The sequence below is a fragment of the Methylobacterium sp. BI1 genome, assembly GCF_056680125.1.
This window is the reverse complement of record NZ_CM155267.1, coordinates 1,481,039-1,507,987: the sequence shown is the minus strand read 5'-3', so window position 1 is coordinate 1,507,987 and position 26,949 is coordinate 1,481,039. Positions and strand designations below refer to the sequence as shown.

Genomic DNA, 26,949 nt, shown 5'->3' with positions numbered 1-26,949 from the left:
GCAAGACGCGCGGCATCGGCGATCACAATCACGGGGAGCCACGAGAGGCACATGCGGACGACGCAGGCGCAACACCGGTCATCATGGGGGCTTGCCGCGCTCGGCGCGTTCCTCGTTTCTTCGTCATCGGCTCTCGCGGCCGGCATTGGCCAGCCCGTGCCGTGGCAGATGGACCGTCAGGTCGCCGTCACCGAGAACGCCCGGGACATCCATTCGTTCGAGCACGGCATGCACTGGCTGTCGTTCGGCATCTCGCTGTTCGTGCTCGGCCTGATCCTCTACTGCGTCTTCCGCTTCAGCGAGAAGGCGAACCCGACGCCTTCGAAGACCACCCACAACACCATGATCGAGGTGGCCTGGACCATCGTTCCGGTGCTGATCCTGGTCGCAGTCGCGATCCCGTCGTTCCGCCTCCTGCGCACGCAGCTCTCGGACCCCAAGGCCGACGTCCTCGTGAAGGTCATCGGCCATGCCTGGTACTGGTCCTACGAGTACCCGGCTGTAGAGAACGGGGGTGGCTTCACCTTCGACGCCAACCTCGACGAGGACAAGCAGCCGAAGTTGCTGGGTACGGACAACGACATGGTCGTGCCGGTGAACAAGATCGTTAAGATCCAGGTCACTGCTGCCGACGTCATGCACTCCTGGGCGATGCCGTCCTTCGGCTTCAAGATCGATGCCGTTCCGGGCCGCCTGAACCAGTTCTGGTTTAAGGCCGAGCGCGAAGGCACATATCATGGCCAGTGCTCTGAGCTCTGCGGAGCGCGCCACGCCTACATGCCGATCACCGTTCAGGTCGTGAGCGAGGAGGCCTACGCCAAGTGGCTCGCCGAGGGTAAGACCAAGTTCGCCCGCATCGACGATCCGTCGAAGTTCGCCGACGCCCGGTAAGGGCACGGACCCTGGGAACCGGGCCCTTAGCGGCGTCCGGTTCCACCCATCGAGATGATCACGAGAAACCTGGACTAAGGTCTGCATCCATGGCGAACGCCGCTGCACATACGGGGCACCACGACGCCCACGACCACCACATGCCGTCTTTCTTCTCCCGCTGGTTCCTGTCGACGAACCACAAGGATATCGGCACCCTCTACCTGCTGTTCGCATTCTGCGCGGGCATCATGGGAGCGTTCCTTTCCTTCGGTATCCGCATGGAGATGGAGGAGCCTGGCCTGCAGTACTTCGCCAATCCCGGCACCTACAACGTATTCGTGACCGGCCACGGCCTCATCATGGTGTTCTTCATGGTGATGCCCGCCCTGATCGGTGGCTTCGGCAACTGGTTCGTGCCCCTCATGATCGGCGCGCCCGACATGGCGTTCCCGCGCATGAACAACGTCTCGTTCTGGCTGACGGTCGCGGGCTTTTTCAGCCTCGTCTGCTCGCTGTTCGTCGAAGGCGCCCCCGGCTCCTCCGGCGCCGGTACCGGTTGGACCGTCTACCCGCCGCTGTCGAGCGCAGGGCACCCGGGTCCCGCCGTGGACTTCGCGATCTTCGCACTCCACCTCTCCGGCGCTGGCTCAATCCTCGGTGCGATCAACTTCATCACCACCATCCTGAACATGCGCGCGCCGGGCATGACCTTGCATAAGATGCCGCTGTTCGCCTGGTCGATGCTCGTGACCGCTTTCCTGCTGTTGCTGTCGCTTCCGGTGCTCGCCGGTGCGATCACGATGCTCCTCACTGACCGCAACTTCGGCACGACCTTCTTCGACCCGGCCGGCGGCGGCGATCCGGTGCTCTACCAGCACCTGTTCTGGTTCTTCGGTCACCCCGAAGTGTACATCATGATCCTGCCGGCCTTCGGCATCGTCTCGCACATCATCTCGACCTTCTCGCGCAAGCCCGTCTTCGGCTACCTCGCTATGGCCTACGCCATGGTCGCCATCGGCGTCGTCGGCTTCGTCGTGTGGGCGCACCACATGTACACGGTCGGTCTCTCGCTGCAGACGCAGTCCTACTTTGTCTTCGCCACGATGGTCATCGCGGTACCCACCGGCGTGAAGATCTTCTCATGGATCGCGACGATGTGGGGTGGCTCCATCCGCTTCACCGCCGCCATGCACTGGGCCGTCGGCTTCATTTTCCTGTTCACGGTCGGCGGCGTCACTGGCGTTGTCCTCGCGAACTCGGCCGTCGATAAGTACCTGCACGACACCTATTATGTCGTGGCGCACTTCCACTACGTGCTCTCACTTGGTGCCGTGTTCATCATCTTTGCCGGTGTCTACTACTGGTTCCCGAAGATGACTGGGCACATCATCCCGGAATGGGCCGGCAAGCTGCACTTCTGGCTCGCCTTCATCGGTGCGAACGTCCTGTTTTTCCCGATGCACTTCCTCGGCCTCGCCGGCATGCCGCGTCGCTACGCCGACTATCCGGAAGCCTTCGCCGGATGGCACAAGGTCTCCACCTGGGGTGGGCACATCTTCGCCCTCGGCATGGTCGTGTTCTTCATCGGCGTCGTCCTAGCCTTCCGCTCGAGCAAGCGGGCCGCAGACAACCCGTGGGGTGAGGGTGCGACCACCCTGGAGTGGACGCTGTCCTCTCCCCCGCCCTTCCACCAGTTTGAGACCCTGCCCCGGATCGTCGACGAGCCGGGCCACCACTGAGCAGAGTTCAGCTTCGAGGATTGCGAGGACCGCGCGAGCGGTCCTCGCTCTTTCCCGGAGGCCCCGCCAAACTCCCGCAGTTCGCTCTGCGATTTTGTCGAGGCCTCCCGCAAAGGGCGGCGCAGCGGCGCGATCCGAAGCCTCACCAGACACGAAAAACGTATCGGGACCCCATGACGAGCCTGTCGAACAGCCTATCCGCTGGCGCCGAGCCTCAAGTTCTGTCGCCGGTCGGCGGTGAGGTGTCGGACTTCTTCGCCCTGCTGAAGCCGCGGGTGATGGTGCTGGTCATCTTCACTGCCCTCGTCGGCATGCTGGTCTCGAACGTCCATATCCAGCCGGTGGTCGGCTCCATCTCCCTGCTGATGATCGCCGTCGGCGCCGGAGCTTCCGGCTGCCTCAACATGTGGTGGGACGCCGACATCGACGCGGTGATGACCCGGACCGCCAAGCGTCCGATTCCGGATGGCCGCATCCGCCCGGATGAAGCTCTGGCCTTCGGCATCGTGCTGTCGGTGGGCTCGGTGCTGGTCCTCGGTCTCGCGTCCAACTGGCTGGCGGCCGGGCTTCTTGCCTTCACCATTGTATTCTACGCCGTCGTCTATTCGATGTGGTTGAAGCGGGCGACGCCGCAGAACATCGTCATCGGCGGCGCAGCGGGCGCCCTCCCCCCGATGGTGGGTCAGGCGGCCGTCACAGGTACCATCGGCATCGAGTCGCTGGTCCTGTTCATGGTCATCTTCATCTGGACGCCGCCGCATTTCTGGGCGCTGGCCCTCATCAAATCCGCCGACTACGCCAAGGCGGGTATTCCGATGATGCCGAACGTCGCCGGACCGGAATCTACCCGCCGCCAGATCATCGCCTACTCGCTCCTGCTCTTCCCCCTCGGTCTCGCGCCCGTCGCGCTCGGGTTTGGTGGATGGCTCTATGCGGTTACCGCGCTGGTGGGCGGTCTCGGGATGCTGGCCTTCAGCGTGCACGTCTTCCGCAATCGCGAGGGTGAGCCGGAGCGCAAGGCCGCCATGGGCATGTTCGGATTCTCGATCCTGCACCTCTTCCTGATGTTCGCGGCCCTGCTCGCGGAGCAGAGCCTTGGCCTCTTCCGCGCGGTGAGTCTGTGAGCGAACGCCCCGGCCTGCCGGGAACCCAGCGCCCGCTGACGCCCGAGGAATCGCAGCGTCGGCGGAAGCGCTCCATCGCAATCGCCGCCGTCCTGTTCGCGCTGGTGACCATCTTCTACGTGCTCACGATCGCGAAGCTCGGGCCTCAGGTCCTCAACCGCCCGATCTGATCGCGCCGGACAACGGAGACGCTTCTGATGGCCGACCCCAGACATGCGCCGCCGGGTGGAGCTGCCCGCAAGGCTGGCGTGACAGCCTTCGCCTGTGCAGGCCTTGCCTTTGGAATGATCGGCCTCGCCTTCGCGTCGGTGCCGCTTTACGACATGTTCTGCAAGGCAACCGGCTACGACGGCACGCCGCGTACGGGCCTCGCCCCGACCGCTGCGGCAATCGACGACAGCATGGTGGTACACTTCGACACCAACGTTTCGTCAAGCCTGCCCTGGCGCTTCCATGCCGAGGCGCCGAAGGTCGAAGCTCGGCTCGGAGAGACGAAAACCGTTTTTTTCCGCGTTAAGAACACCGGCACGACGCCATCGACCGGCATCGCCACCTTCAATGTCCAGCCGGGTCTGATGGGCAGCTTCTTCGTCAAGGTGCAATGCTTCTGCTTCAACGAGCAGACTCTGCAGCCGGGCGAGACGATGGACTTCCCGGTGGTGTTCTACATCGACCCCGAGGTTCGCAAGGATTCGAACACTGCGCACCTGTCAGAAATGACGCTGTCCTACACCTACTTTTCGTCCAAGAACGGACAGCCCACGGCCGCGCTTGCGACAACGGGCGGCACGGGGACGAAGTCGAATTTTTGACGGCACAAGCGTGACAACAGCGCGTGACCCTGGGTAAGGGTTTGCCACAACAAACCGGGGCAACCCGGTCGAGACGACGCATTCAGTGGATCGAGGATCGGCGACGGTCCGGAGGTCGGGGGTAGGAGAAGAGTTCCATGGCCGAGGCGCACGCCAAAAATCACGACTTCCACATTCTGGCCCCGAGTCCCTGGCCGCTGATCGGCGCTTTCTCGGGCTTCCTGATGGCGTTCGGCGCCGTGTTCTGGATGAAGAGCCTTCAGATTGGCACGCTCACCCCCGGTCCGTACATCTTCGGCGCCGGCACTCTCGGCGTGCTCTACACTATGTTCGCCTGGTGGAAAGACGTCGTGCACGAGGCCAACACGGGCGACCACACCCGCGTCGTGCAGCTTCACCACCGCTACGGCATGATCATGTTCATCGCCTCTGAGGTGATGTTCTTCGTCGCGTGGTTCTGGGCCTATTTCGAGGCGGCTCTCTACACGGCCGATCCGATTCAGGCCTCGCGCGTCGACTTCACGGGCGGTACTTGGCCCCCGAAGGGCATCGAGGCGTTCGACCCGTGGCACCTGCCGCTTCTCAACACCCTGATCCTTCTCACCTCCGGCACGACGATCACCTGGGCGCACCACGCCCTGCTGCACGATGACCGGAAGGGTCTGAAGTACGGTCTGTGGCTCACGATCATCCTCGGCGTCCTGTTCTCCGCCTGTCAGGCCTACGAGTACGCCCACGCCCATTTCGGCTTCTCGGGTAGCATCTATTCGTCGACTTTCTTCATGGCGACGGGCTTCCACGGCTTCCACGTCATCATCGGCACGATCTTCCTCGCGATCTGCCTCTACCGGACCTATCTCGGTCAGTTTACCACGCGGCAGCATCTCGGGTTCGAGTTTGCGGCCTGGTACTGGCACTTCGTCGATGTGGTTTGGCTGTTCCTCTTCGCCTCGATCTACGTCTGGGGCGCAGGCGCCGGTCATGCGGCGCATTGAGCCCGGCTTGCACAGCATGCCAGTGTTGAAGAGGGCGGCGCGAGCCGCCCTTTTTCATGGTCGCGCCTGAAGCGCACGCGTTCCGTCCCCATATGCGGTGGCATGGCATAGCGCCGTACGAGGAGTAATCGATCTTGGACGCATCGCGGCTGAAGCCTCCCCCGATCTCCGCCGGTCTGCGTGGCCGTTGTCCCCGTTGCGGAGAGGGGCACATGTTCGACGGCTTCCTGACGTTCCGCCCCTCCTGCGAGGTGTGTGGATTGGATTATGGCAGTTTCAACTCCGGCGACGGGCCGGCTTTCTTCGTCATGTCGATCGTGGGGATCATCGTCGTCGGGCTCGCGCTTTGGATGGAGATCACTTACGAGCCACCTATCTGGGTCCATGCCCTGGTGGCCGGCTCTCTGTCGATCGGACTCAGTCTTCTAATGGTACGGCCGCTGAAGGGCGTCCTCGCGGCCCTGCAGTTTACCAACAAGGCCGAGCAGGGACGCTTCCGCTAGCCATGGCTTCCATCTTCCGTCCGGGCGCTTGGCGCAGTCTCCTGGCTCCGGGGCTCGTCTCGCTGATCTGCCTCGCGATTCTCCTCGGCCTTGGAGGTTGGCAGCTCGAACGTAAAGGCGAGAAGGAAGCTTTAATCGCGCGTATCCTGGCGCGATCCAAGGTCGAACCGCCGGCCGTGCTGCCGCCGCCACAGAGTTGGGACTCAGCCCGCGACGAGTTTCGACGTGTCCGGGTCACCGGCCGGTTTCAGCACGGGGCGGAGACGCTGGTCCATGGTCTCGCTGCGGGCGAGGTCCCGGGACGAGCCCTTCAAGGCTACTATGTCCTGACCCCCTTCCTGCTTGAGGATGGCGGCTCCGTGCTGATCAATCGGGGCTTCGTGCCCACCGAGTTGAAGGCACCTGCAAGTCGCGCGGCAGGGCAGGTCGAGGGGGTCACTACCGTCACCGGCATCCTCCGTGGATCCGAGCCGCGGACGATGTTCGTGCCGGCACCGGACCCGGTGCGAAACGAATGGTTCAACCGCGATATTGCCGGGATCAGCGCCTCGCGCGGCATCGCCAATCCCCTCCCCTACCTCGTCGAGGCGGATTCGACACCGAATTCTGGTGGGTGGCCGAAGGGCGGTCAACTCCGGGTCGATCTGCCGAATAACCATCTGCAATATGCCTTTACGTGGTTCGGCATCGCGGCCTGCCTCGTCGGCGTATTCGCGGTCTTTGCTTGGCGTCGCCTGCATGACGATCTGCCCCCCGCGCAAACGTGACGCGTGCGGCCGAAAACTTGCTTCGCCTACTGCGCTGATCCAGCTAACCTTCGGGTAAGTGGTCACGATACGGAGTGGGCCCTATGCGCACCGTCCTCCTGTGCCTCATCTTGATGTCGTTGCCTTCGGCCGCTTTCGCAGTCGACGCAGCCGCGCGGGACGCTGCGAAGGCTACGGTGGAACGCCAGATCGATGCGTTCCGCCGGGACGATGCGGCCACCGCCTATGCGCAAGCCGCCCCCGCGATCCAGGGGCTCTTCCCAACGCCAGAGACCTTCATTGCAATGGTTCGACAGGGGTACGGCGCCGTCTATCGAAACCGGCGCTACAGTGTGGATCGGATCGAGGATGCCGGCGACGACGCGGTAGCCCTCGGCGTTAGCTTGCAGGATGAGGATGGGACCGACTGGGCTGCCCTCTACAGCCTGGAGAAGCAGCCGGACGGCGCTTGGCGGATCACGGGGTGTCGCCTGATGAGGGCCCCGGGCAGCAACGCCTGACCCCGTCCAAGATTTTCGACACGCCCGCCGACATCGTGTAGACGGGGCGCCTTCCCGGAGGCCCCCTTGCTTCACGTCTCGACCCGCGGCGCCGCGGCGCCCCTCAGCTTTTCCGATGCCCTTCTCGCCGGCCTCGCGCGCGACGGCGGTCTCTACGTGCCCGAGAGTTGGCCGCAGATCACCAAACCGGCCATCTCCGATCTGGCCGGCCTGCGTTATGCCGATGCGGCCAAGACCGTGTTACGCCCCCTGATCGACGGGGAGATCGCGGATGCGGACCTCGATCGTATGATCGAGGAGGCCTACGCCACGTTCCGGCATCCGGCCGTCTGCCCCCTCACGCAACTCGGCGACAACCTTTTCCTGCTGGAACTCTTTCACGGCCCGACGCTCGCGTTCAAGGACGTGGCGATGCAACTCCTCGGGCGCCTGATGGACCATGTCCTGCGCGCCCGCGGCGCGCGGGCCACCATCGTGGGGGCCACATCGGGTGATACCGGTAGCGCCGCGGTCGAGGCTTTCCGTGGCCTTGATCAGGTCGACATCTTTATCCTGTTCCCGGAAGGGCGTGTGTCCGAGGTCCAGCGCCGGCAGATGACGTCGGTGGGAGCCCATAACGTCCACGCCATCGCCATCGACGGCAATTTCGACGACTGCCAGAACATCGTCAAAGCCCTGTTCCAACACGCTGATTTCGCCGACGACGTTCGGCTCTCGGGCGTCAATTCAATCAATTGGGCCCGAGTTGCCGCCCAGGCGGTCTATTATTTCACCTCCGCGGTGGCCCTGGGTGCCCCCCATCGGCCGATCTCCTTCGCCGTTCCGACCGGAAATTTCGGGGACATCCTCGCAGGATGGGTCGCCAAACGCATGGGCCTACCGATCGATCGCCTGATGATCGGCACCAATGCCAATGACATCCTGGCCCGTACGCTGGAGCACGGCACGTACGAGGTCCGCGGAGTCCAGCCGACCACATCGCCCTCCATGGACATCGAGATCTCTTCGAACTTCGAGCGCCTGCTATTCGAAGCCTTGGGGCGCGACTCTACGAACCTCGGCCGGCTCATGGCAGGGCTGAAGCAGTCGGGCGGTTTTCATCTCGATCCGTCCGTCCTCGATACCGTGCGTAGTGAGTTCGATGCCGCGGCCGTTTCCGAGCCGGATGTGATGGCTGAGATCGCCCGCACCCATGCGGAGACCGGCCATGTCATCGATCCGCACAGCGCCATCGGCGTGCATGCCGCACGGAAACTCCTCCGTCAGGCTCCTCACACACCTGTCGTAGCGCTCGCCACCGCTCACGCCGCCAAGTTCCCCGATGCCGTCGCACAGGCGATCGGTGGGCGGCGTCCCGAGCTTCCGCCGCACCTCGCCGACCTGATGGATCGCAAGGAAACTTTCTCGCGCGTTGCCAATGATCAGGCGGCGGTCGAGACCTTCATCCGCGAGCGTGCCCGCATCATCAAGGGAGCGTGACCGCTCATGAACCAGCATTTCGCCACGCACGGCGCCTCGCCCGATCTCAAGATCACCAAGCTCGACAATGGGGTCACCGTGGTCACCGAGGCGATGCCGGGCGTGGCGACGGCGACGCTCGGCGTTTGGGTCGGGGCCGGCTCACGTCATGAACGCGCCGACGAGGGTGGTCTGAGCCACCTCATCGAGCACATGGCGTTTAAGGGCACGAAGACCCGCTCCGCCCGCCGCATCGCCGAGGACATCGAGAATGTCGGCGGCGATATCAATGCCGCGACGAGCGCGGAAGGGACGAGCTACACAGCGCGCGTACTCGGCGAGGATGCGGGAGTCGCCCTCGATGTGATCGGAGACATCCTTACCGACTCGGTCTTCGATGCCGGCGAGCTCGCGCGCGAGAAGAGCGTGATCCTGCAGGAATACGCGGCGATCGAGGATACGCCCGACGACGTCGTCTACGAGGCGTTCACCGAAGCGGCATTCCCCAACCAGCCGATGGGCCGGCCGATCATCGGTACGCCTCAGACGATCAACAGCTTCGACCGCGAAGCGATCGAGGCCTACATCGCGCGCGAATACACCCCCGACCGCATCGTTCTGGCCGCGGCAGGCGCCATTGGCCATGACCAGATCGTCGAATCGGCATCGCGCTATTTCGGCAACCTAAAGCCGACTCGGCCGCCAGAGACGGTGCCGGGGATCTATGGTGGCGGCGAGAAGCGGTTGCCGAAGAAGCTCGAGCAGGCCAACGTCGTTCTCGGCCTGCCGGGCCTCTCGTTTCGCGACGACAACTACTACGCGCTCCACATCTTCGCGCAGGTGCTGGGCGGCGGCCTGACCTCGCGGCTATGGCACGAGGTGCGCGAGACGCGTGGACTCGCCTACGAGATCCAGTCGTTTCATTGGGCGTTCTACGATTGCGGCCTGTTCGGGATTGGCGCCGGCACGTCCGGGGGTGATCTCGCCGAACTGATGGACGTGACGCTGGATGCAACCATCCGCGCCGCGGCAGATGCCGACACGGTCGAAGTCGCTCGAGCGAAGGCACAGCTTAAGGTCGCGCTGCTCTCCGCCCTTGAAACGCCGGGCGGTCGGATCGAGCGCAACGCGCGCCAGATCCTGGCCTGGGGCCGGGTCATTCCGGCCAGCGAGGTGATCGCGAAGGTGGATGCCGTGACGGTCGACGACGTTCGTCAGGCTGGTCAGCGGCTGCTGAAAGGCGCCCCGACGCTGGCCGCCATCGGCCCGATCAGGAAGCTTCCGACCCTTGATCGCATCACAGCGGCTTTGAAGGCAGCGTAAGCTTGGCAAACGCGGCTTGTTTTGGCCGCAAAGGCGGGCGATCGAAACTCGTCGGCGCCACGGTTCAGAACCGGTGAACGCCGTCACGCAAGGTGTCCGTTCGCCTTGCTCGTCGAGGCCCCCACCGATACGACTGGATGCACAGCTGAGCCGTCTCCCGTCGCCTGTCTCCACCGATCATGCCTCGCCCGGCCGGAACACTCGCCCGTTGCGTAGATTCGCCCTCGTCCTGGCCGCCTTCGCCGCGGCTCTCCTCAGTGCCCTGATCGTCGGAGGACCGGCGCAGGCTGTCGAGGCGGTCCGCGTTACCCTCGACGCGCCCGTCATCGATCTTACGTCAATGATCGAGCGCTATCGCTCCGATGGCGACCTGATCCAGATCTCCACCGCACCCGGGAAGGACGGCATCGTCCGGCGTATCGTGGTGAAGGCCCGGGAGACCGGTGCCCGTCCCGACTGGATGGTGTTCGCGCTCACCAACGACACCGACGAGCAGGTTGATCGGGTTCTTGTCGCCCCGCACTTCCGCCTCGTGGGTTCCGGCGTGGTCTGGCCCGACCTCGGAGGTTCGCGCATCGCCGCGATCACTGCGAGCCAGGGCATCCGGCCCGAGCGCGACGAGAACCCGGAAGCCGATCAGTTCGTCATCACCCTCGACCCCGGTGCGACCGTAACCTACGTCGCGGAGTTGCGGGGGCCGAACATCCCACAGGTGTACCTCTGGGACCAGGAAGCTTACCGAAAAAAGGCCAATGGCCTGACCCTGTACAAGGGTATCATCATCGGTATTGCGGGCCTCCTCGCCCTTTTTCTAACGATCATCTTCGTTGTGAAGGGCGCGATCATTTTTCCCGCCGCCGCATCGCTGGCTTGGGCCGTGCTGGCCTATGCCTCGATCGATTTCGGCTTTCTGCAACGCGTGTTTCCCATCACTGAGGTGGCCGAGCGGGTCTACCGCGCCTCGACGGAGGCGGTTCTCGGCGCGACACTCCTGGTTTTTCTGTTCGCCTATCTCAACCTCAGTCGGTGGCACGTGCGCTACAGCCACGTTGCGATCATCTGGCTCCTGTTCCTCGCATGTCTGGTAGGACTCGCGGTGTTCGATCCGCCCGTGGCGGCGGGCGTCGCCCGGATCTCCATCGCGGCGGTAGCGGGGGTCGGCCTGCTGCTGATCGTCTATCTGGCGGCGCATAATGGTTATGACCGCGCCATCCTGCTGGTGCCAACCTGGTGCCTGCTTCTCGTCTGGGTGGTGGCTGCCGGGTTCGCGATCACGGGGCAGATCAGCAGCGACTTGGTGCAGCCGGCGCTCATCGGCGGGCTCGTGCTGATCGTCATGCTGATCGGCTTCACGGTAATGCAGCACGCCTTCGCGGGCGGTGGCCTGACCCATGCTCTCGTCTCGGACACCGAGCGCCGTGCCTTGGCCCTCACGGGCGCGGGGGACGTGGTGTTCGACTGGGACGTTCCGGGGGATCGGGTCTTTGCCGGTCAGGAAATTGAGGGACAGCTTGGTCTGAAACGCGGCGCTCTCGAAGGTCCGGCGGCCAACTGGCTGAGTCTGGTCCATCCCTTCGACGTCGAGCGTTACTCGGCGGCCCTCGACACGGTCATCGAAGAGCGCCGTGGGCGCATCGTGCACGACTTCCGCCTGCGCTCCACCGCTGGCCCGTACTATTGGTATCGCCTCAAGGCGCGACCCGTGATCGGATCCGATAGGGAGGTCATCCGTGTCGTCGGCACGATCAGCGATGTGACCGAGGTGAAGACAGCGGAGGAGCGCCTGCTCCACGATGCGGTACATGACAGCCTGACGGGCCTGCCGAACCGCGAACTCTTCTATGACCGTCTTGATGCGGCCCTGGCCTTTGCCAGCCAGGATCCACGGCTACGGCCCACGACGATCGTCCTCGATATCGACCGGTTCAAGGCCATCAACGACGCCATCGGTCTTTCGGCTGGTGACTCGATTCTGCTGACGCTGTCACGCAGGCTCGGACGCCTTCTTCGGCCGCAGGATACCCTGGCCCGGGTCGCTGGCGATGAATTCGCCCTGATCCTGATCTCGGAGCGCGAGCCGGACCGTATCCTCGCCTTCGCCGAAATGATTCGCAAAGCCATCGCGACTCCGATCACCTATGCGGATCGCGAAATCTTCCTGACTGTCTCCGTCGGTCTCGCCCTCTACGAGGGGGGTGCGAACCTGAAGCGGGAAGAGGTGTTCAAGAATGCTGAAATGGCGATGATTCAGGCGAAGCGCGGCGGCGGAGATCGCACAGAGGTATTTCGGGCCACCATGCGCAACGAGCGCGGCGATCGCCTCATGCTGGAAGCCGATCTGCGCCGGGCGCTGGATCGCAATGAGATGAAGGTACTTTTCCAGCCGATCGTCCGCCTGGAGGACCGCACCGTCGCCGGTTTCGAGACGCTCCTGCGCTGGGACCATCCGAAGCTGGGCCGCATCGCTCCCGCGACGTTCCTGCCGATCGCCGAGGAGAGCGGCTTCATCGTCAACCTCGGAATTTTCGCCTTGGAGCGGACCGCCCTCGAACTAGCAGCTTGGCAGCGGTCCCTCGACGTGGAGCCGCCGATCTTCGCCTCCGTCAACGTTTCCTCGCGGCAGCTCCTGCGCCATGATCTCCTACATGACGTGAAGACGATCCTCGCCCGCTCCGGCGTCATACCAGGTTCGCTGAAACTGGAGATGACTGAAAGTCTGGTCATGGAGAATCCAGAATACGCCGCGCAGATGCTTCACCGCATCCACGACCTCGGCGCAGGCCTGTCCCTGGACGATTTCGGGACTGGTTACTCAGCCCTCTCCTATCTTCAGCGCTTCCCTTTCGACACGATCAAGATCGATCAGTCCTTTGTCCGCCAGATCGCGACGGGCCAAACCGCCATTCTGCGATCAATCGTCAAGATGGCTCAAGAACTTGGCCTGTCGATCATCGCTGAGGGTGCCGAGTCAGAAGTCGACACTCAGATCCTGTTCGAACTAGGCTGTGAATATGCGCAAGGTTTCGCGTTCGGCGAACCGATGTCGATGCTTCAAGCTCGGCATTTGCTCGGCGCAGCGCCTGAAGCCGCCTGAGTGAGATCAGACGGATGGCGGCAAACCATCGGATCGAGTTAAACCTCCCTTAACCATGATCCGGCATCGTCAGCGTCGAGTTGATGTGCGGGCGGCAAGGCGCAATGCGCCGGCCGAGGGAGATGAGGTTATGGCGCAGGCTGCGTTGCGGATCGTGGACGACGAGATCGACACCGGTCTCGTCCGACGCTTGATGGCCCGCCCGCTTCGTGCGGCGCCGGACGCTCCGATGACTCCCGAGGCCCCGACTGCCGCATCGGTCGCTATCGCGCCGACGGGTACGTCTGCGGCAGGTGAAGTGTCCCGGCTCAAGGCCGAAGTCATGGTGATGAAGGCCGTACTCGGGGCCGAGCGTCGCGAGTCCGACCGCCTCCGTGCCTGCATCAGCCGGATCGACGGCGCCGAGCTGTTGTCGCCGGAAGCCCAGGCGGTCCGCGACCGTTGGGCCGCCCTCGTCGACCATCTGCTCAACGAACCGCGCTGAGGCGAGGGGTCGCAAAGCGACCTCTGTGCGACGCACCCACTCCATTCCCCACACCTGAAGGACGACCATGAGCGCCCGCTGCTCGCTCGTCGTCAACGGCAAGTCCGTGCGCGTTTCCACCGGCGACACCCCGCTGGAAGCCGCTCTCGCCGATGGGATGATCGCTGCTACACCCGGAGCCGGTGGCCAGGGCGCCGGCCCATCGCCCCGTCGAGCGCAGAGCCGTGCGCATCGCGGTGAGGCCATCAAGCTTTCGCTGCCTCGCGCGGCGGCCATCGAGCCGCCAGTGCGCCTCGTCTTGCCGAGCCGGCCGGCCGCCGTGCAGAAGCGAACCGGTACGGTCACCGAGATCACCGCCCTCGGTCCGCATACCGTCCAGGTCGTCGTCACGATCACCCGTCGGCTCGCCCTCGAACCCGGCCATGGGGTCGACGTCACCTTCGAGAATTTCGCACCTGTCACCCTGAGCCCGACGCTGCGCGTCGATGGATCGGCCGAACTCAATGAATTGGTCTTTCATCTGCGCCAGGACCGCGACGGCTTCGGTCTCGGTCACGAATTGGTGGAAGCCCTCGGGTGCGACCATCCGGTAAAGGTGAAAGGTCCGGTCGGCCGCGGCTTCTACCGTGCCGGGGGCGGACGCCTCGTTCTCGTTGCTTCCGAGACCGGTTTCGCTCCGATTTGGTCTATCGCCCATGCGGCCCGCTACATCGAACCGGCCCGGGAAATCATCCTGGTGGTCGGCGCTCGCAATCCACTCGACCTGTACATGCGCCCGGCCCTCGATTGGCTTCGCGCGACCGGCGTAACTCGGATCGTCACCGTCTCGGATCGTGCCCGCCAGCGCCCCCCCGAGGTTCGCCCCGGTCCGCTCACGGCCCATCTGCCATCGCTGCGAAGCACAGACGTGGTCCACGTCGCCGGGGACGCCTCCACGGTCGGGGCCGTAGAGGTGCTCGCAGCAACGACCGGCGCCCGGTGCCATCCGATCCTGATCGACGCCGGTATTTGATCTGGCATTCGCTGACGCTGTGGAGACTAGACGAAACGAGCCGCATCCCCCCTGCCGGAGATGCGGCTCAATCGTTTCCGGACGGCGACTGCGGTCTGCCCGGCTCCTTTCAAGGGAACCGGGCGTAAATGGCTGATTAGCCGAGCCGAACCCGCCAGATCTCCTCGGCGTATTCTCGCATGGAGCGGTCGGAGGAGAACCACGCCATTCGGGCGGTGTTGAGGATGGCCGTCCGCCACCAGGTCTTCGGATCGTTCCAGGCCCGATCCACAATGCGCTGCACCCGCCAGTAATCGTCGAAGTCCACCGTGAGGAGATAGCGGTCGTTGTGGCGCAGATCGTTGACGATGGGTCGGAAGCGGCCCGGCTCCTCCAATGAGAAGCCTCCCGCCTCGATCAGGTCGAGGGCGGCATTCAGGCGGGGCGAAGCGGCGATGGCGACCTCAGCGTAGTTCGGCTCGGCCATCCGCGCCTGCACGCCGGCAGCATCCAGGCCGAAGATGAAGATATTGTCCGCGCCGACATGGTCGCGGATCTCGATATTCGCGCCATCGAGGGTACCGATGGTCAGCGCACCGTTGAGGGCGAGTTTCATGTTGCCGGTGCCGGAGGCTTCCATGCCGGCCGTCGAGATCTGCTCGGAAAGGTCGGCGGCGGGGATGATCGCCTCCGCCAAGCTTACCGAGTAGTTCGGCAGGAAGACCACCTTCAGGCGGCCCGCCACATCCGGATCGGCGTTCACCACCTCGGCAACGTCGCAGGCGAGCTTGATGATGAGTTTGGCCTGGACGTAGCTCGGCGCCGCCTTGCCGCCGAAGATCTTCACACGCGGCGTCCAGCTGGCCTTCGGATCCGCCTTGATTGCCTGATAAAGGGCGACGGTCTCGATCACATTGAGGAGCTGGCGCTTGTATTCGTGGATGCGCTTGATCTGTACGTCGAATAAGGCCGACGGATCGATCGTGATACCGGTGCGATCGGCCACCACCTCGGCGAGAGCAGCTTTCCGTGCACGACGCATGGCCGCGTAGCGGGACTGGAAGTTCACGTCGGATGCGACATCGGCCAGGCCGTTTAGCAACTCCGGCGTATCGAGCACCTCCGGTCCGACCGCCTCGACAGCGAGGGCCGTGAGCTCCGGATTGGCATTGTGGAGCCAGCGCCGGAAAGTGATGCCGTTGGTCTTGTTGACAATTTTGTCGGTGTCGAGGGCGTGGAGATCCTTGAACACCGTCGAGCGCATCAGATCGGTATGCAGTGCAGAAACGCCGTTGACCCGGCGCGCGCCCAGGAACGCCAGATGGCCCATGCGGACCCGCTTACCGTGGGTTTCGTCGATGAGCGACACCGCGGCGAGCTTCTCGGCGGAACCCCGGCCCTGCTTGCCTTGCTCTTCGAGATGCATCCAGTTGATCAGGTAGATAATCTGCATGTGGCGCGGCAGCACGCGCTCCATCAGCTCGACCGGCCAAGTCTCCAGGGCTTCGGGCAGGAGCGTATGGTTCGTATAGCCGAGGGTATGCGTCGTGACGTGCCAGGCATCCTCCCAGTTGAAACCATGATCCTCGAGGAGAAGCCGCATCAGCTCCGGCACGGCGATGGCGGGATGCGTATCATTGAGCTGGATGGCGGCGTGATCGGGCAGCGACCGCAGATCGCCGCGCTCGGCCGCATGCCGGCGCACCAGATCCTGCAGCGAGGCGGAGGTGAAGAAGTATTCCTGCCTGAGGCGCAACTCCTGGCCCTCGGCCGACGAGTCGCTGGGATAAAGTACCCGGGAGATCGCCTCGGCCCGAGCACGCGACGCGACGGCGCCCACGTGGTCGCCGCCATTGAATCGCGCCAGCTCAAGAGGCACGTCGGCCTCGGCCTTCCAGAGGCGAAGCGTGTTCACATGGCGACCGCGCCAGCCGACGACCGGAACGTCATGGGCTACCGCCCGGACCGTTTCGGCCGGATGCCAATGGCGGCGGATCACGCCTTCCGAGACCGAAGACATGGTGACGTGGCCGCCGAAACCGATCGTGTAGGTCGCCTCAGCCCGGGGAAACTCCCACGGGTTACCCTCGGCGAGCCAGGTCTCAGGGGCTTCCTTCTGCCAGCCATCCTCCAGCGATTGTCGGAAGAGGCCGTGATCGTAGCGAATGCCGTAGCCGATTGCGGGAATCGACAGACTCGCCATGCTGTCCATGAAGCAGGCGGCAAGGCGTCCGAGGCCGCCATTGCCCAACGCGGCGTCCGGCTCCGCCGCTTCCACGTCGCCGAGTTCAACGCCGAGTTCGCGCAGGGCAGCGCGGGTGGTCTCGACGAGGCCGAGGTTGTTCATGGCATCGGAGAGGAGGCGACCGATCAGGAATTCCAGCGACAGGTAATAGACCCGCTTGTTCGGGATCGACCCTTCGGCATCGTGGCAGGCGTCGACGACCCGGTCGCGCAAGGCGAGTGCCGTCGCGGCGAACCAGTCGCGCTCACGGGCGGTCCGAGGCGTTTTTCCGATGGCGTAGACCAGCTTGGCCAGGATTGCCTCCCGCAGGTCCGCTACCGCATCGCCGGACGGCTTGTGCACCGGTCGGGTTCGTTCTCGCGCCATCGGCGAGGGCGATCGCGAAGCCATCTCCGACGCCTCCACGGAAGCCGTGACGTCGGAATTGTCTCGTCCGATGAGTTTGTCGTTCAGCACGTCTCAGTCCTCCCTTCTCGGCCGTCAAACTTGGAAGCCGCGGTCGTGATGACAACCCTGGGGCTGCCATCCTCTCGGGCTTTCCTGTTCTGCGTTCGGCCTCGTCCCCTTCGTCTCGTCTAGCGGACCGGTGCTGCCTCGGCGGCACGGAACCCTTGATCATTCTGTGGTCTGGTGTCCGATCGTCGCGCCGGAGCGGCTTTCCCGCACGCCACCAATCCTAAAATTTCGATACCTCTATAGAATGCAGTGTGTTGCTTGCCCGAGCGTGCCCTGACGGAATGCCTTCCAGACCACGACAGTCCGTCGGAAATCAAATCTGCGTCATCGTTTCCGACAGTCCCAGCCAAACCGCGCGGGAATGAGACCACAGCACGTTCGAATATTGTCTGAACGCCCTGTGGTTCTAACGGGTCGCGCGCGGTGCCGTCTGCGGCTAGGGTCCGGCCCGGACGCGATCGGAACGCGTCGCCGGAGGATGGCATGGCGGAAACGGTCTGGTGGAAGAGCGGCACCGTCTATCAGGTCTACCCGCGCTCCTTCCAAGACAGTGACGGAGATGGGATCGGGGATCTCCGCGGCATCACCCGCCGCCTCGACTATCTCGCCTGGCTCGGCGTCGATGCCGTCTGGATCTCGCCGTTCTATCCCTCGCCGATGGCGGATTTCGGTTACGATGTCGCCGATTATTGCGGCGTCGACCCGCTGTTCGGAACGCTGGAGGATTTTGACGCTCTGGTGGCGGAAGCCCATTTCCGCCGGCTCAAGGTGATCCTCGATTTCGTCCCGAACCACACCTCGATCGCCCATCCGTGGTTCGCCGAAAGCCGTGCTTCACGCTCAAGTTCAAAGCGAGATTGGTACATCTGGCGCGATCCAGCGCCCGATGGTGGTCCGCCGAACAACTGGATCAGCAACTTCGGCGGCCCCGCCTGGACCAGGGACGAGGCGACTGGGCAGTACTACTATCACGCCTTCCTACGCGAGCAGCCGGATCTGAACTGGCGCAATTCAGACGTTCGCGCCGCGATGCACGATGCGCTGCGCTTCTGGCTCGACCGCGGCGTCGACGGCTTCCGTGTCGACGTGATCTGGCATTTGATGAAGGATGAGGGATTCCGCGATAATCCCGAGAACCCGAGCTTCGGCCCCGGGCAGGCCGAGATCAATCGGTTCGCCCAGGTCTATTCTGCCGATCGTCCGGAGATCTTCGATGTCATCGCCGAGATGCGAGCCGTTCTCGCGCCCTATGGTGAGCGGGTTCTGATCGGCGAGATCTACCTGCCCGTCGAACGCCTCGTCGCCTATTATGGCGCCGATCTGGCGGGGGTCGATCTGCCCTTCAACTTTCAGCTGATCCAGACACCCTGGAACGCTCGCTCGGTGGCCGAGCTCGTGGTGTCCTATGAGGACGCCCTCCCCCCGGGCGGATGGCCGAACTGGGTGCTCGGCAACCATGATCAATCCAGGATCGCGGCACGGGTCGGCGCCGCTCAGGCCGGAATCGCGGCGATGCTCCTGCTGACCCTGCGCGGCACGCCGACCCTTTACTACGGTGATGAGATCGGTCTCGCCCACGTGACAATTTCGTCAGACCGTGTCCAGGATCCCTGGGAGCGCAACGAGCCGGGCCATGGCCGCGACCCGGAACGCACGCCGATGCAGTGGGACGATTCACGCAATGCTGGGTTCAGTGCGGGAGAGCCATGGCTCCCATTGAGCCCGGACGCGGCGACCCGGAATGTCGAGTGGCAGCGCGACGATGCCCGATCGCTTCTTACCCTCTACCGCCGGCTCCTGCGCCTTCGCAGGGATCACGCGGCCCTCTCGATCGGAGAATTTCGCCGTCTTCCCATTTCGACGGACTTCGTTTTTGCCTACGAACGGCACGACGGTGATGCGACACTCCGCATACTGCTAAACTTCAGTGCATCTCCACAAACCGTTAACTTTACCGCCGGAAATGACGGCAGCTGGGCCATTCTACTTTCGACTCACACGGATCGACCCGACAGCCGGTCCGAGAGCGATGTGGTTCTTGCGGCCAATGAGGGTCTGATCCTCTTTCAGAATTCGGTCGGAACCTAGTTCGATCCTCACAACAGCGTGTGAAAAGCGGGCACTTTGGTCCCGTTTCGAGAAAGTTCCTGAACGTGGCTTGAATTGTGCAACGCAACGGAACATTAGCCGTCACGCTGCGTTCACGAGGTCGACGTCGATGCTGGGCTCTCGCTCTCCGTTCCCGCCCACCGCTCGACGCGGGAACGCATTCATGAGCCTGGCGGACCAGCAAGACCCCATCGATTTCCACCACAGCACCCGATCCCGGCAACAATTACAGCCCCGCATCCTTTTCGCGACGCCGGAGATGGCCGACTTCGTGAAAACGGGTGGCCTCGGCGAGGTCGCTGGCTCCCTGCCGAGAGCCCTGCGTAAACACTACGATGTCCGCGTCCTGATTCCGGGCTACCGGCAGGTCGTTGAGCAGTTCGATCATATCCCGATCGTCGCGCAGTTGCCCGGCCACGCCGGTGTTCCGCCGTGTGATCTCGGCCTCGTGGAGACCAGCGACGGGTTGCAAGTCTACGTCGTCCTTAACGCAGATCTCTATCAGAGAGACGGGACGCCTTACGGCAATGCCCAGGGCGATTTCGGCGACAACGACATACGCTTTGCCCGCCTGAGTCTCGCCGCCGCGGAAATCGCGCGCGGCATCGACGGATCCTGGGCTGCGGATCTGCTTCACCTGAACGACTGGCAGGCAGCCCTCGCCCCGGCCTACCTCGCGTGGAACGGATTGCGGGTTCCGAGCATCCTCACGGTACACAATCTTGCGTATCAGGGCGTTTTCCCCCGCGAATCCCTGGGACGCCTCGGGGTACCCGAAGATGCCTTCCAGATGGATGGCGTCGAGTTCTACGGCCAACTCTCCTTTCTCAAGGCTGGGCTCTACTACGCGTCGCACGTAACGACGGTCAGCGAGACCTACGCCCGGGAAATCATCACGCCGGAATCAGGCTGCGGCCTCGATGGCCTGCTTAGAACTCGGGCCGCGCAGGGGCGTCTAGCCGGCATCTTGAACGGCATCGACGAGAGCTGGGATCCTCGCACCGACCCGCATCTTGCCGCTCGCTTCGAGATCGATGACTGGAAGGGCAAGCGCGCCAACGCCGAGACCATTCGCCGACAATTCGGTCTGGCCGTTTCGCGTGGGCCTCTCTTTGCCGTGGTCTCGCGCCTCGTCCATCAGAAGGGCATCGACCTCAGCATTGGGGCGGCCGAGTCCATCGTGGCCGAGGGCGGGCAACTGGTGGTAATCGGCCAGGGCGAAGGCCGTTTCGAAGGCGCATTGCGCGATCTTGCCCGCCGTCACCCATCCTCCGTCGGCGTCCATGTCGGCTTTGAGGAGCGGGATGCCCGCCGCATGTTCGCCGGCAGCGACTTCCTGCTAATGCCCTCGCGCTTCGAGCCCTGTGGGCTCGCCCAGATGTATGCGCAACGCTTCGGATCTCTGCCGATCGTTCATCGTACCGGCGGACTCGCCGATACGGTCGAGGACGGGGTCACCGGCTTCACCTTTGGCGAAGCCTCCACACGCGGCTTCTCAAGTGCCATTCGCCGCGCGTTTGACACCTTCGCGCAGAAGAAGCGTCTGAATGCCATGCGCCGCCACGCGATGTCGCGCTCCTTCGGCTGGGATCAGGCCGCGACGAACTACGCCTCGCTCTACGCCCGAGCCTTCGGCAACACGGCCGCCCTTCGCCTCCGCGCCGCCTGATATCGGCACGTCCCGCTTATCGACGAGAACAGCCGGCGGGGTTCATCCGCCGGCTGTTCTCGTTTTCACTGGCAGGCTGCGACCCATCTCGGTGGACGGGACGCACGGTACCCCGGTCCTACCCCTCGCGCAGGAAGATCGTCGTCGCCAGCGGCGGGATTGTCAGGGATACGGAGTAGGGCTGGCCATGGCTCGGTACGGCCTCGGCCTGGACTCCGCCCATATTGCCGACGTTCGAACCGCCGTAACGTCCGGCATCGGAGTTGATGGCTTCCCGATAGAAGCCGTCCGCCGGCACACCGACTCGGTAGCCTTCACGCGGCACTGGCGTAAAGTTGGAGACGACCACCGCGATCTCCTCGGGCTCACGACCCTTGCGGGCCCAGGCGATGACGCTGTTGTCCTGGTCGTCCGCCACCAACCATTGAAATCCACCGGCTTCGGTGTCGCGGCTATGAAGGGCGGGCGTGGACTTATAGAGGTGATTGAGGTCGCGGATCAGATCCTTGACGCCCTGGTGCATCCCATCTTCCAGAAGATGCCAATCGAGGCTCTGATTGTGGTTCCATTCCTTTTCCTGGCCGAACTCGCAGCCCATGAAGAGGAGCTTCTTGCCGGGATGGCCCCACATGAAACCGTAATAGGCACGCAGGTTCGCGAACTTCTGCCAGCGATCGCCGGGCATTTTGCCGAGCAGCGAGCCTTTCCCGTGCACCACCTCATCATGGGACAGGGGTAGGATGAAGTTTTCCGAAAACGCGTAGAGCAAACCGAAGGTCAGGTCGTGGTGATGGTATCGCCGGTGGATCGATTCTTTCGAGACAAAGTTCAGGGTATCGTGCATCCACCCCATGTTCCACTTGAAGCCGAAGCCAAGGCCACCCGTGTAGGTCGGGTGTGAGACGCCCGGCCAGGACGTGGACTCCTCCGCCACCGTCAAGGTGCCGGGTGCATGGGCGTAGGTCGCCTCGTTGGTCTTGCGGAGGAAATCGATGGCGTCGAGGTTCTCATTGCCACCATACCGGTTCGGGATCCATTCGCCCTGACGACGCGAGTAGTCGAGGTAGAGCATCGACGCGACGGCATCCACGCGCAGGCCGTCGAGGTGATAATGTTCGAGCCAGAACCGCGCATTGGCGGCGAGGAAGCTGGAGACTTCTGTACGGCCGAAATTGTAGATGTAGGTGCCCCAGTCCTGATGGAAGCCCTGCCGTGGGTCTGCGTGTTCGTAAAGGTGGGTTCCATCGAACTGGCCAAGGCCGTGGGCGTCGAGAGGAAAGTGACCTGGCACCCAGTCCAGCATCACACCGATTCCGGCCGCGTGGGCCGCATCCACGAAAGCGGCGAAATCGTCCGGCGTCCCGAAGCGGCTCGTCGGCGCGAAGAGCGAGACCGGCTGGTAGCCCCATGAACCGTCGAAGGGATACTCCGTGATCGGCAGCATCTCGATATGCGTGAAGCCCATCTCCTTCACGTAGGGGATCAGGCGCTCGCCCAATTCCCGGTAGGTCAGATAGCGGTTGCCCTCCTCGGCCACGCGGGCCCAGGAGCCGAGGTGAACCTCGTAGATCGAGATCGGGATGTGACGCGGGTCCTTCTCTCCGCGTGTCGCCATCCAGTTCTCGTCGTGCCAGGCTGGATCGTTGGTCCCCTGGAGAACCGAGGCGGTCTCCGGTGGTTTTTGGGCAGCGAAGGCGACCGGATCGGCCTTCAGCGGTAGGAGAGACCCGTCGGCTCCACGGATCTCGTACTTGTAGTGCGCGCCGGCCTTCAGGCCGGGGATGAACAATTCCCAAATCCCGCCGTTCTGCCAGAGCCGCATGGGGTGGCGACGTCCATCCCAGTTATTGAAGTCTCCGACGACGCTGACGCGGCGGGCATTCGGCGCCCAAACCGCAAATCGGAAGCCGTCAATTCCGTCAACGGGGCGATGCTGTGCGCCGAGGATGCGGTAGGTGACGTTGCTGCCGACCTCACGCAGGTTGTCGATGTCTTCTTGGCGCAGGGACGAACCGAAGCCGTACGGATCGTGCCGCGAGCGCTCGACGCCGTCCCAGGTCTCGACGGAGAGTTCGTAGAGCGGACGTCCCTCGCTTGGCAGACGCGCAATGAAAAAACCGTCCGGATGCTTGCGCTCCAAAGGAATACGCTGACCTCCCACCAGCAGGCTCGCGGATTTCGCCTCCGGCAGCACAGCGCGAATTTCCCACTGATCCGAACCCACCTGATGGGGGCCCAGCACCGAGAAGGGATCGCCATGGCTCGCCGCCATGATCGCGGCGATCACGTCAGGGTGGAGAGAACCGGTTTCGGACGCCGCGGCCTGCGGCGCCCGGGTGGTAACGGGCGCGACGTCCGCCGATCTGGAGGTGCCGGACGCCTGGCCGGTCCTGCTCGCGAACGTCTCGTCGATGCCCATCATTCAAACGCCTCTCTTGATCTCGTCCAGAATGTTGAGAACCCCACGGGCGGGGATTTCGATCCAGTCAGGACGATTGTTGGCTTCGTAATCGACCTCGTAGAGCGCCTTCGTCAGAAGTGAGAGCTTGAGCAGGCGGCTTTCGGTCTCCAGATCGGTCACGGCAGCCCGGCTCATGGAAACGGCTTCGCGGTAGCCGTCGAGGAAGGCCGCATCAATCATGCCGCGCCAGGCGATTGACGCCCGACGAGCCCGCTCCTCGGAATCCGAGAAACGCGCGGCGATCCCGCGGGTCACGGTCTCGGCGCCATACGCGAAGGAGCGCAGCATCCCGGCAACGTCGCGCAGCGGCGTCGACTTGATTCGGCGCTCATCGGCCGGCCGCGAGGGTTCGCCTTCGAAGTCGACGATGATCAGATCGTCCTCGGCCGCCAGCACCTGCCCGAGATGATAGTCGCCGTGGATGCGGGTCTTCGTGGCGCCCTGGGGTGCCTTGGCGGTGAGGGTCTCGATTGCTGCCTCGACCTCGTGACGGCGCCCAGCCAGCTCGGTGCTCGCGGCATTGGACGCGCGGCCCGCGAGGCCGTCGAGACCGCGGAAGGCACGTTCGGCCTGACGGCGCGTGTCGTCGCCGAGGGCGTAGAGATCGGCATGGTCGAAGGGCTCGGCCGCGAAGGCTGGGTCGTCGGTCTCGACCGCGAAGGCGTTGTGCATCTCGGCCGTGCGGCGGCCGAGCAGGATCGCCCAGCGCAGGTGGGTCTCGAAGGCTTCGGCCGGCGACGGCGCTTCACTTTCCGGAGCCAGCACCACCGTGTCGAAGTCACGGCGCAGCCCTTCCAGCATGAGGGTCCAGGCATCGCCCTGATTCGGCACGAACTTCTGCAGTACCGCGAGTGCCGTGCGGGTTCCCTTGGCATCGACGTGCTCGAGGACGCCGAGAAGCGCCGGCGTGTTGTTGAAATGCGCAGTCTCGGTGAGGAAGCGCCCGACCTCGATTTCCGGATGGGTTCCAGTTTGGAGGCGGCGCAGCAGCTTGAGCATCATCTTCGATCCGATCGCGATCGAGGTGTTGCTCTGCTCGGCATTCAGAGACCGGACTTCGCCAGCTTCGACGCTGATCTCCCTGTCGAAAGCAGACGTGGTCGAAAACACGAGGCGCCCGGTCTCGGTGGCGATCTCGCGGCCCTCGCGCATGCTCTCGATCATCGAGACAGCGAAGTTCGGCGATGCCGCCGCACCAAGCAGCAAGCCGGTGCGCGGACCACGGCGCACGCGGGCGACGGCGTGCTGGAGCATCGCCTCGTCCTCGCGCCCTTCATCGACAGCCACAGGCACGAAATAGTCCTGCCGCTCACCAGTAGAGAGATGAACCGCGACGCGGGGCAGAAGGAACTTCGCCTCGCCGGTGCTGTCCTTGAGGGCCGCGCTGTCGGTGACCTGCACGGACTTGATCCGCGAGCCCTTAGCGGCGAACCAGCGGCGGGTCGCGATGAATCGGGGGGCGACGGTGCGCTCGAAGGCCGTGCGCTCGCGCCCGGCCATCAAGGTCTCGATACCGCCCGTGAGAACGAGGGTGAAGAGTTCGGGCAGTTCTGGCTGCGGGCCGATGCTGCCGGTGTTCGCCGCACTGAGGGAGAACCAGTAGAAGCCGTAGGACGGCAGGGTAAGCAGGTAGGGCAGCTCGCCGATGGCCGGGAACTCTGACCCACCGGTCAGCTCGATCGGCACCGCGCTGCGCAGTTCTGACAGATCGAGCTGCACCGCCTGCGGTGCCCGTGACAGGTTGGCCACGCAGAGGACGCGCTCGCCTTCGAATTCACGGATCCAGGCCAGAACCTTGCGGTTCGACGGATACAGGAACTGCATGCCGCCGCGGCCCAAAGCCACCGAGTTGTTGCGGATCGCGATCATCCGGCGCGTCCAGTTCAGCAGGCTGGTCTGCGACTGGGTCTGCGCCTCGACGTTGATGGCGTCGAAGCCGTAGATCGGGTCCTGCACCGAGGGCAAGAACAGCTTCTGCGGGTTGGCCCGCGAGAAGCCGCCGTTGCGATCCGGCGACCACTGCATTGGCGTGCGCACGCCGTCGCGGTCGCCGAGGTAGATGTTGTCGCCCATGCCGATCTCGTCGCCGTAGTAGAGCACCGGCGTACCGGGCATCGACAGGACAAGGGACTTCATCAACTCGATCTTGCGCCGGTCGTTCTCCAGCAGCGGCGCGAGGCGGCGCCGGATACCGAGATTGATGCGGGCGCGGCGCTCGGCGGCATAGAACGACCAGAGGTAGTCGCGCTCCTCGGCGGTGACCATTTCGAGCGTCAGCTCGTCGTGGTTGCGCAGGAAGATCGCCCACTGACAGCCCTCGGGAATCTCCGGGGTCTGGCGCATGATGTCGGTGATCGGATGCCGGTCCTCGCGGGCGATCGCCATGTACATGCGCGGCATCAGCGGGAAGTGGAATGCCATATGGCACTCGTCGCCGTCGCCGAAATACTGAGCGGTCTCCTCGGGCCACTGGTTGGCCTCGGCGAGCAGCATCCGGTCAGGATAGCTCGCGTCGAGAGCCGCGCGGATCGCCTTGATGACCGTGTGGGTCTCCGGAAGGTTCTCGCAGTTCGTGCCGTCGCGCTCGATCAAGTACGGGATCGCGTCGAGGCGCAGGCCGTCGACGCCCATATCGAGCCAGTAGCGCATCACCTCGATGACCGCCTCGAGCACGGCCGGGTTGTCGAAGTTCAGGTCCGGCTGGTGGCTGTAAAAGCGGTGCCAAAAATACTGCTTGGCGACAGGGTCCCAGGTCCAGTTCGAGACCTCGGTATCGAGGAAGATGATGCGCGTGTCGGAGTACGGGGTGTCTGTATCCGACCAAACGTAGAAGTCGCGCTCTGGCGAGCCGGCCGGGGCCTCGCGCGCCCGCTGGAACCATGGATGCTGGTCCGAAGTGTGGTTGATGACGAGCTCGGTGATCACCCGCAGGCCGCGTTCGTGCGCGGCGTCCACGAACTTCCGGAACTCTTCCATCGTGCCGTAGGACGGGTTGACGTCGCGGTAGTCGCCGATGTCGTAGCCGTCGTCGCGAAGGGGCGACGGATAGAACGGCATCAGCCAGATGGCCGTGACACCGAGGTCGCGGACATAGTCGAGCTTCTGCGTCAGGCCCTCGAAATCGCCGATCCCGTCGTTGTTGGAGTCGAAGAACGACTTGACGTGGATCTGGTAGATGATGGCGTCACGGTACCATTGCGGATCGCTGCGATCGATCATCGCGTCGTTGCCTCATGCGTCGAGTTCAAGGGCGTGTCCGGGGCATCCGCACCACTCACAGCGATGAGACTGGCGAGCGCGGCGTCCGTCGGCTGGGTAGGCGCCGACAATCGGGCGACACGACGAC

General features: G+C 64.0%; 19 protein-coding genes. 16 read left to right on the top strand and 3 right to left on the bottom strand.

All coding sequences use genetic code 11. The features are described from left to right. Positions 1-51 precede the first annotated feature (51 nt). The 14 genes from coxB to AC1MGR_RS07095 all read left to right on the top strand — a co-directional run bounded on the left by coxB (position 52) and on the right by AC1MGR_RS07095 (position 14,684). Entirely contained in the window at positions 52-891 is an 840-nt protein-coding gene (gene coxB, locus AC1MGR_RS07160) for a cytochrome c oxidase subunit II (protein WP_055954876.1), read from the top strand. An 89-nt stretch (positions 892-980) separates the two neighbouring features. Next, positions 981-2,612, top strand: a complete 1,632-nt coding sequence (ctaD, locus tag AC1MGR_RS07155; RefSeq protein ID WP_108039580.1) for a cytochrome c oxidase subunit I — start codon at positions 981-983, stop codon at positions 2,610-2,612. A gap of 173 nt (positions 2,613-2,785) precedes the next feature. Further along, complete coding sequence (locus AC1MGR_RS07150; RefSeq protein WP_480234132.1) at positions 2,786-3,736, top strand: heme o synthase; 951 nt, start codon at positions 2,786-2,788, stop codon at positions 3,734-3,736. Further along, a complete protein-coding gene (locus tag AC1MGR_RS07145; protein WP_181259752.1) occupies positions 3,733-3,906 on the top strand; it encodes a hypothetical protein in 174 nt (57 codons plus the stop codon). Before AC1MGR_RS07150 ends, AC1MGR_RS07145 begins: the two co-directional genes overlap by 4 nt. Before the next feature lie 27 nt (positions 3,907-3,933). Continuing rightward, entirely contained in the window at positions 3,934-4,548 is a 615-nt protein-coding gene (locus tag AC1MGR_RS07140; RefSeq protein WP_480234131.1) for a cytochrome c oxidase assembly protein, read from the top strand. A gap of 137 nt (positions 4,549-4,685) precedes the next feature. Beyond that, the gene (locus AC1MGR_RS07135; protein ID WP_480234130.1) at positions 4,686-5,543 is read left to right on the top strand and encodes a cytochrome c oxidase subunit 3; all 858 of its coding nucleotides are present in this window, start codon (positions 4,686-4,688) and stop codon (positions 5,541-5,543) included. Between the two features lie 134 nt (positions 5,544-5,677). Then, positions 5,678-6,046 carry a DUF983 domain-containing protein gene (locus tag AC1MGR_RS07130; protein WP_480234129.1) on the top strand — a complete coding sequence of 123 codons (369 nt, stop codon included), beginning with the start codon at positions 5,678-5,680 and terminating at the stop codon, positions 6,044-6,046. Positions 6,047-6,048: 2 nt separating this feature from the next. Next, entirely contained in the window at positions 6,049-6,813 is a 765-nt protein-coding gene (locus AC1MGR_RS07125; RefSeq protein ID WP_480234128.1) for an SURF1 family protein, read from the top strand. Positions 6,814-6,896: 83 nt separating this feature from the next. Beyond that, positions 6,897-7,313 (top strand): DUF4864 domain-containing protein, encoded by a 417-nt coding sequence (locus AC1MGR_RS07120; protein ID WP_480234127.1) that lies wholly within the window; start codon positions 6,897-6,899, stop codon positions 7,311-7,313. A 66-nt stretch (positions 7,314-7,379) separates the two neighbouring features. After that, on the top strand, positions 7,380-8,792 hold the full coding sequence (thrC, locus tag AC1MGR_RS07115) for a threonine synthase (protein WP_480234126.1): 1,413 nt from the start codon (positions 7,380-7,382) through the stop codon (positions 8,790-8,792). Positions 8,793-8,798: 6 nt separating this feature from the next. After that, entirely contained in the window at positions 8,799-10,094 is a 1,296-nt protein-coding gene (locus AC1MGR_RS07110; RefSeq protein ID WP_480234125.1) for a M16 family metallopeptidase, read from the top strand. Positions 10,095-10,302: 208 nt separating this feature from the next. Next, a complete protein-coding gene (locus AC1MGR_RS07105) occupies positions 10,303-13,188 on the top strand; it encodes an EAL domain-containing protein (protein ID WP_480234124.1) in 2,886 nt (961 codons plus the stop codon). A 130-nt stretch (positions 13,189-13,318) separates the two neighbouring features. Further along, positions 13,319-13,672 (top strand): hypothetical protein, encoded by a 354-nt coding sequence (locus AC1MGR_RS07100; RefSeq protein WP_480234123.1) that lies wholly within the window; start codon positions 13,319-13,321, stop codon positions 13,670-13,672. A gap of 67 nt (positions 13,673-13,739) precedes the next feature. Continuing rightward, on the top strand, positions 13,740-14,684 hold the full coding sequence (locus AC1MGR_RS07095; RefSeq protein ID WP_480234122.1) for a ferredoxin reductase domain-containing protein: 945 nt from the start codon (positions 13,740-13,742) through the stop codon (positions 14,682-14,684). 136 nt (positions 14,685-14,820) lie between these two features. Here the strand turns inward: AC1MGR_RS07095 and AC1MGR_RS07090 are convergent, their stop codons facing one another. Continuing rightward, on the bottom strand, positions 14,821-17,274 hold the full coding sequence (locus AC1MGR_RS07090) for a glycogen/starch/alpha-glucan phosphorylase (RefSeq protein ID WP_480234737.1): 2,454 nt from the start codon (positions 17,272-17,274) through the stop codon (positions 14,821-14,823). A gap of 573 nt (positions 17,275-17,847) precedes the next feature. Here AC1MGR_RS07090 and AC1MGR_RS07085 point away from each other — a divergent pair. Next, positions 17,848-19,452, top strand: a complete 1,605-nt coding sequence (locus tag AC1MGR_RS07085; RefSeq protein ID WP_480234121.1) for an alpha-amylase family glycosyl hydrolase — start codon at positions 17,848-17,850, stop codon at positions 19,450-19,452. Positions 19,453-19,636: 184 nt separating this feature from the next. Continuing rightward, a complete protein-coding gene (gene glgA / locus AC1MGR_RS07080; RefSeq protein ID WP_480234120.1) occupies positions 19,637-21,142 on the top strand; it encodes a glycogen synthase GlgA in 1,506 nt (501 codons plus the stop codon). 118 nt (positions 21,143-21,260) lie between these two features. Here the strand turns inward: glgA and glgB are convergent, their stop codons facing one another. Together glgB and treS are read right to left on the bottom strand one after the other, a co-directional pair. After that, positions 21,261-23,564, bottom strand: a complete 2,304-nt coding sequence (gene glgB, locus AC1MGR_RS07075) for a 1,4-alpha-glucan branching protein GlgB (RefSeq protein ID WP_480234119.1) — start codon at positions 23,562-23,564, stop codon at positions 21,261-21,263. Further along, positions 23,565-26,822 (bottom strand): maltose alpha-D-glucosyltransferase, encoded by a 3,258-nt coding sequence (gene treS / locus AC1MGR_RS07070; RefSeq protein ID WP_480234118.1) that lies wholly within the window; start codon positions 26,820-26,822, stop codon positions 23,565-23,567. Positions 26,823-26,949: the final 127 nt, after the last annotated feature.

Excerpts from the sequence above, each read along its gene's own strand:
- AC1MGR_RS07150 (WP_480234132.1), top strand. The coding sequence starts at position 2,786 with ATGACGAGCCTGTCGAACAGCCTATCCGCTGGCGCCGAGCCTCAAGTT.
- AC1MGR_RS07125 (WP_480234128.1), top strand. The coding sequence starts at position 6,049 with ATGGCTTCCATCTTCCGTCCGGGCGCTTGGCGCAGTCTCCTGGCTCCG.
- AC1MGR_RS07085 (WP_480234121.1), top strand. The coding sequence starts at position 17,848 with ATGGCGGAAACGGTCTGGTGGAAGAGCGGCACCGTCTATCAGGTCTAC.
- coxB (WP_055954876.1), top strand. The coding sequence starts at position 52 with ATGCGGACGACGCAGGCGCAACACCGGTCATCATGGGGGCTTGCCGCG.
- AC1MGR_RS07095 (WP_480234122.1), top strand. The coding sequence starts at position 13,740 with ATGAGCGCCCGCTGCTCGCTCGTCGTCAACGGCAAGTCCGTGCGCGTT.
- AC1MGR_RS07090 (WP_480234737.1), bottom strand. The coding sequence starts at position 17,274 with ATGGCGCGAGAACGAACCCGACCGGTGCACAAGCCGTCCGGCGATGCG.
- AC1MGR_RS07140 (WP_480234131.1), top strand. The coding sequence starts at position 3,934 with ATGGCCGACCCCAGACATGCGCCGCCGGGTGGAGCTGCCCGCAAGGCT.
- glgA (WP_480234120.1), top strand. The coding sequence starts at position 19,637 with ATGAGCCTGGCGGACCAGCAAGACCCCATCGATTTCCACCACAGCACC.
- AC1MGR_RS07110 (WP_480234125.1), top strand. The coding sequence starts at position 8,799 with ATGAACCAGCATTTCGCCACGCACGGCGCCTCGCCCGATCTCAAGATC.
- AC1MGR_RS07135 (WP_480234130.1), top strand. The coding sequence starts at position 4,686 with ATGGCCGAGGCGCACGCCAAAAATCACGACTTCCACATTCTGGCCCCG.
- AC1MGR_RS07100 (WP_480234123.1), top strand. The coding sequence starts at position 13,319 with ATGGCGCAGGCTGCGTTGCGGATCGTGGACGACGAGATCGACACCGGT.
- treS (WP_480234118.1), bottom strand. The coding sequence starts at position 26,822 with ATGATCGATCGCAGCGATCCGCAATGGTACCGTGACGCCATCATCTAC.
- ctaD (WP_108039580.1), top strand. The coding sequence starts at position 981 with ATGGCGAACGCCGCTGCACATACGGGGCACCACGACGCCCACGACCAC.
- AC1MGR_RS07120 (WP_480234127.1), top strand. The coding sequence starts at position 6,897 with ATGCGCACCGTCCTCCTGTGCCTCATCTTGATGTCGTTGCCTTCGGCC.
- glgB (WP_480234119.1), bottom strand. The coding sequence starts at position 23,564 with ATGATGGGCATCGACGAGACGTTCGCGAGCAGGACCGGCCAGGCGTCC.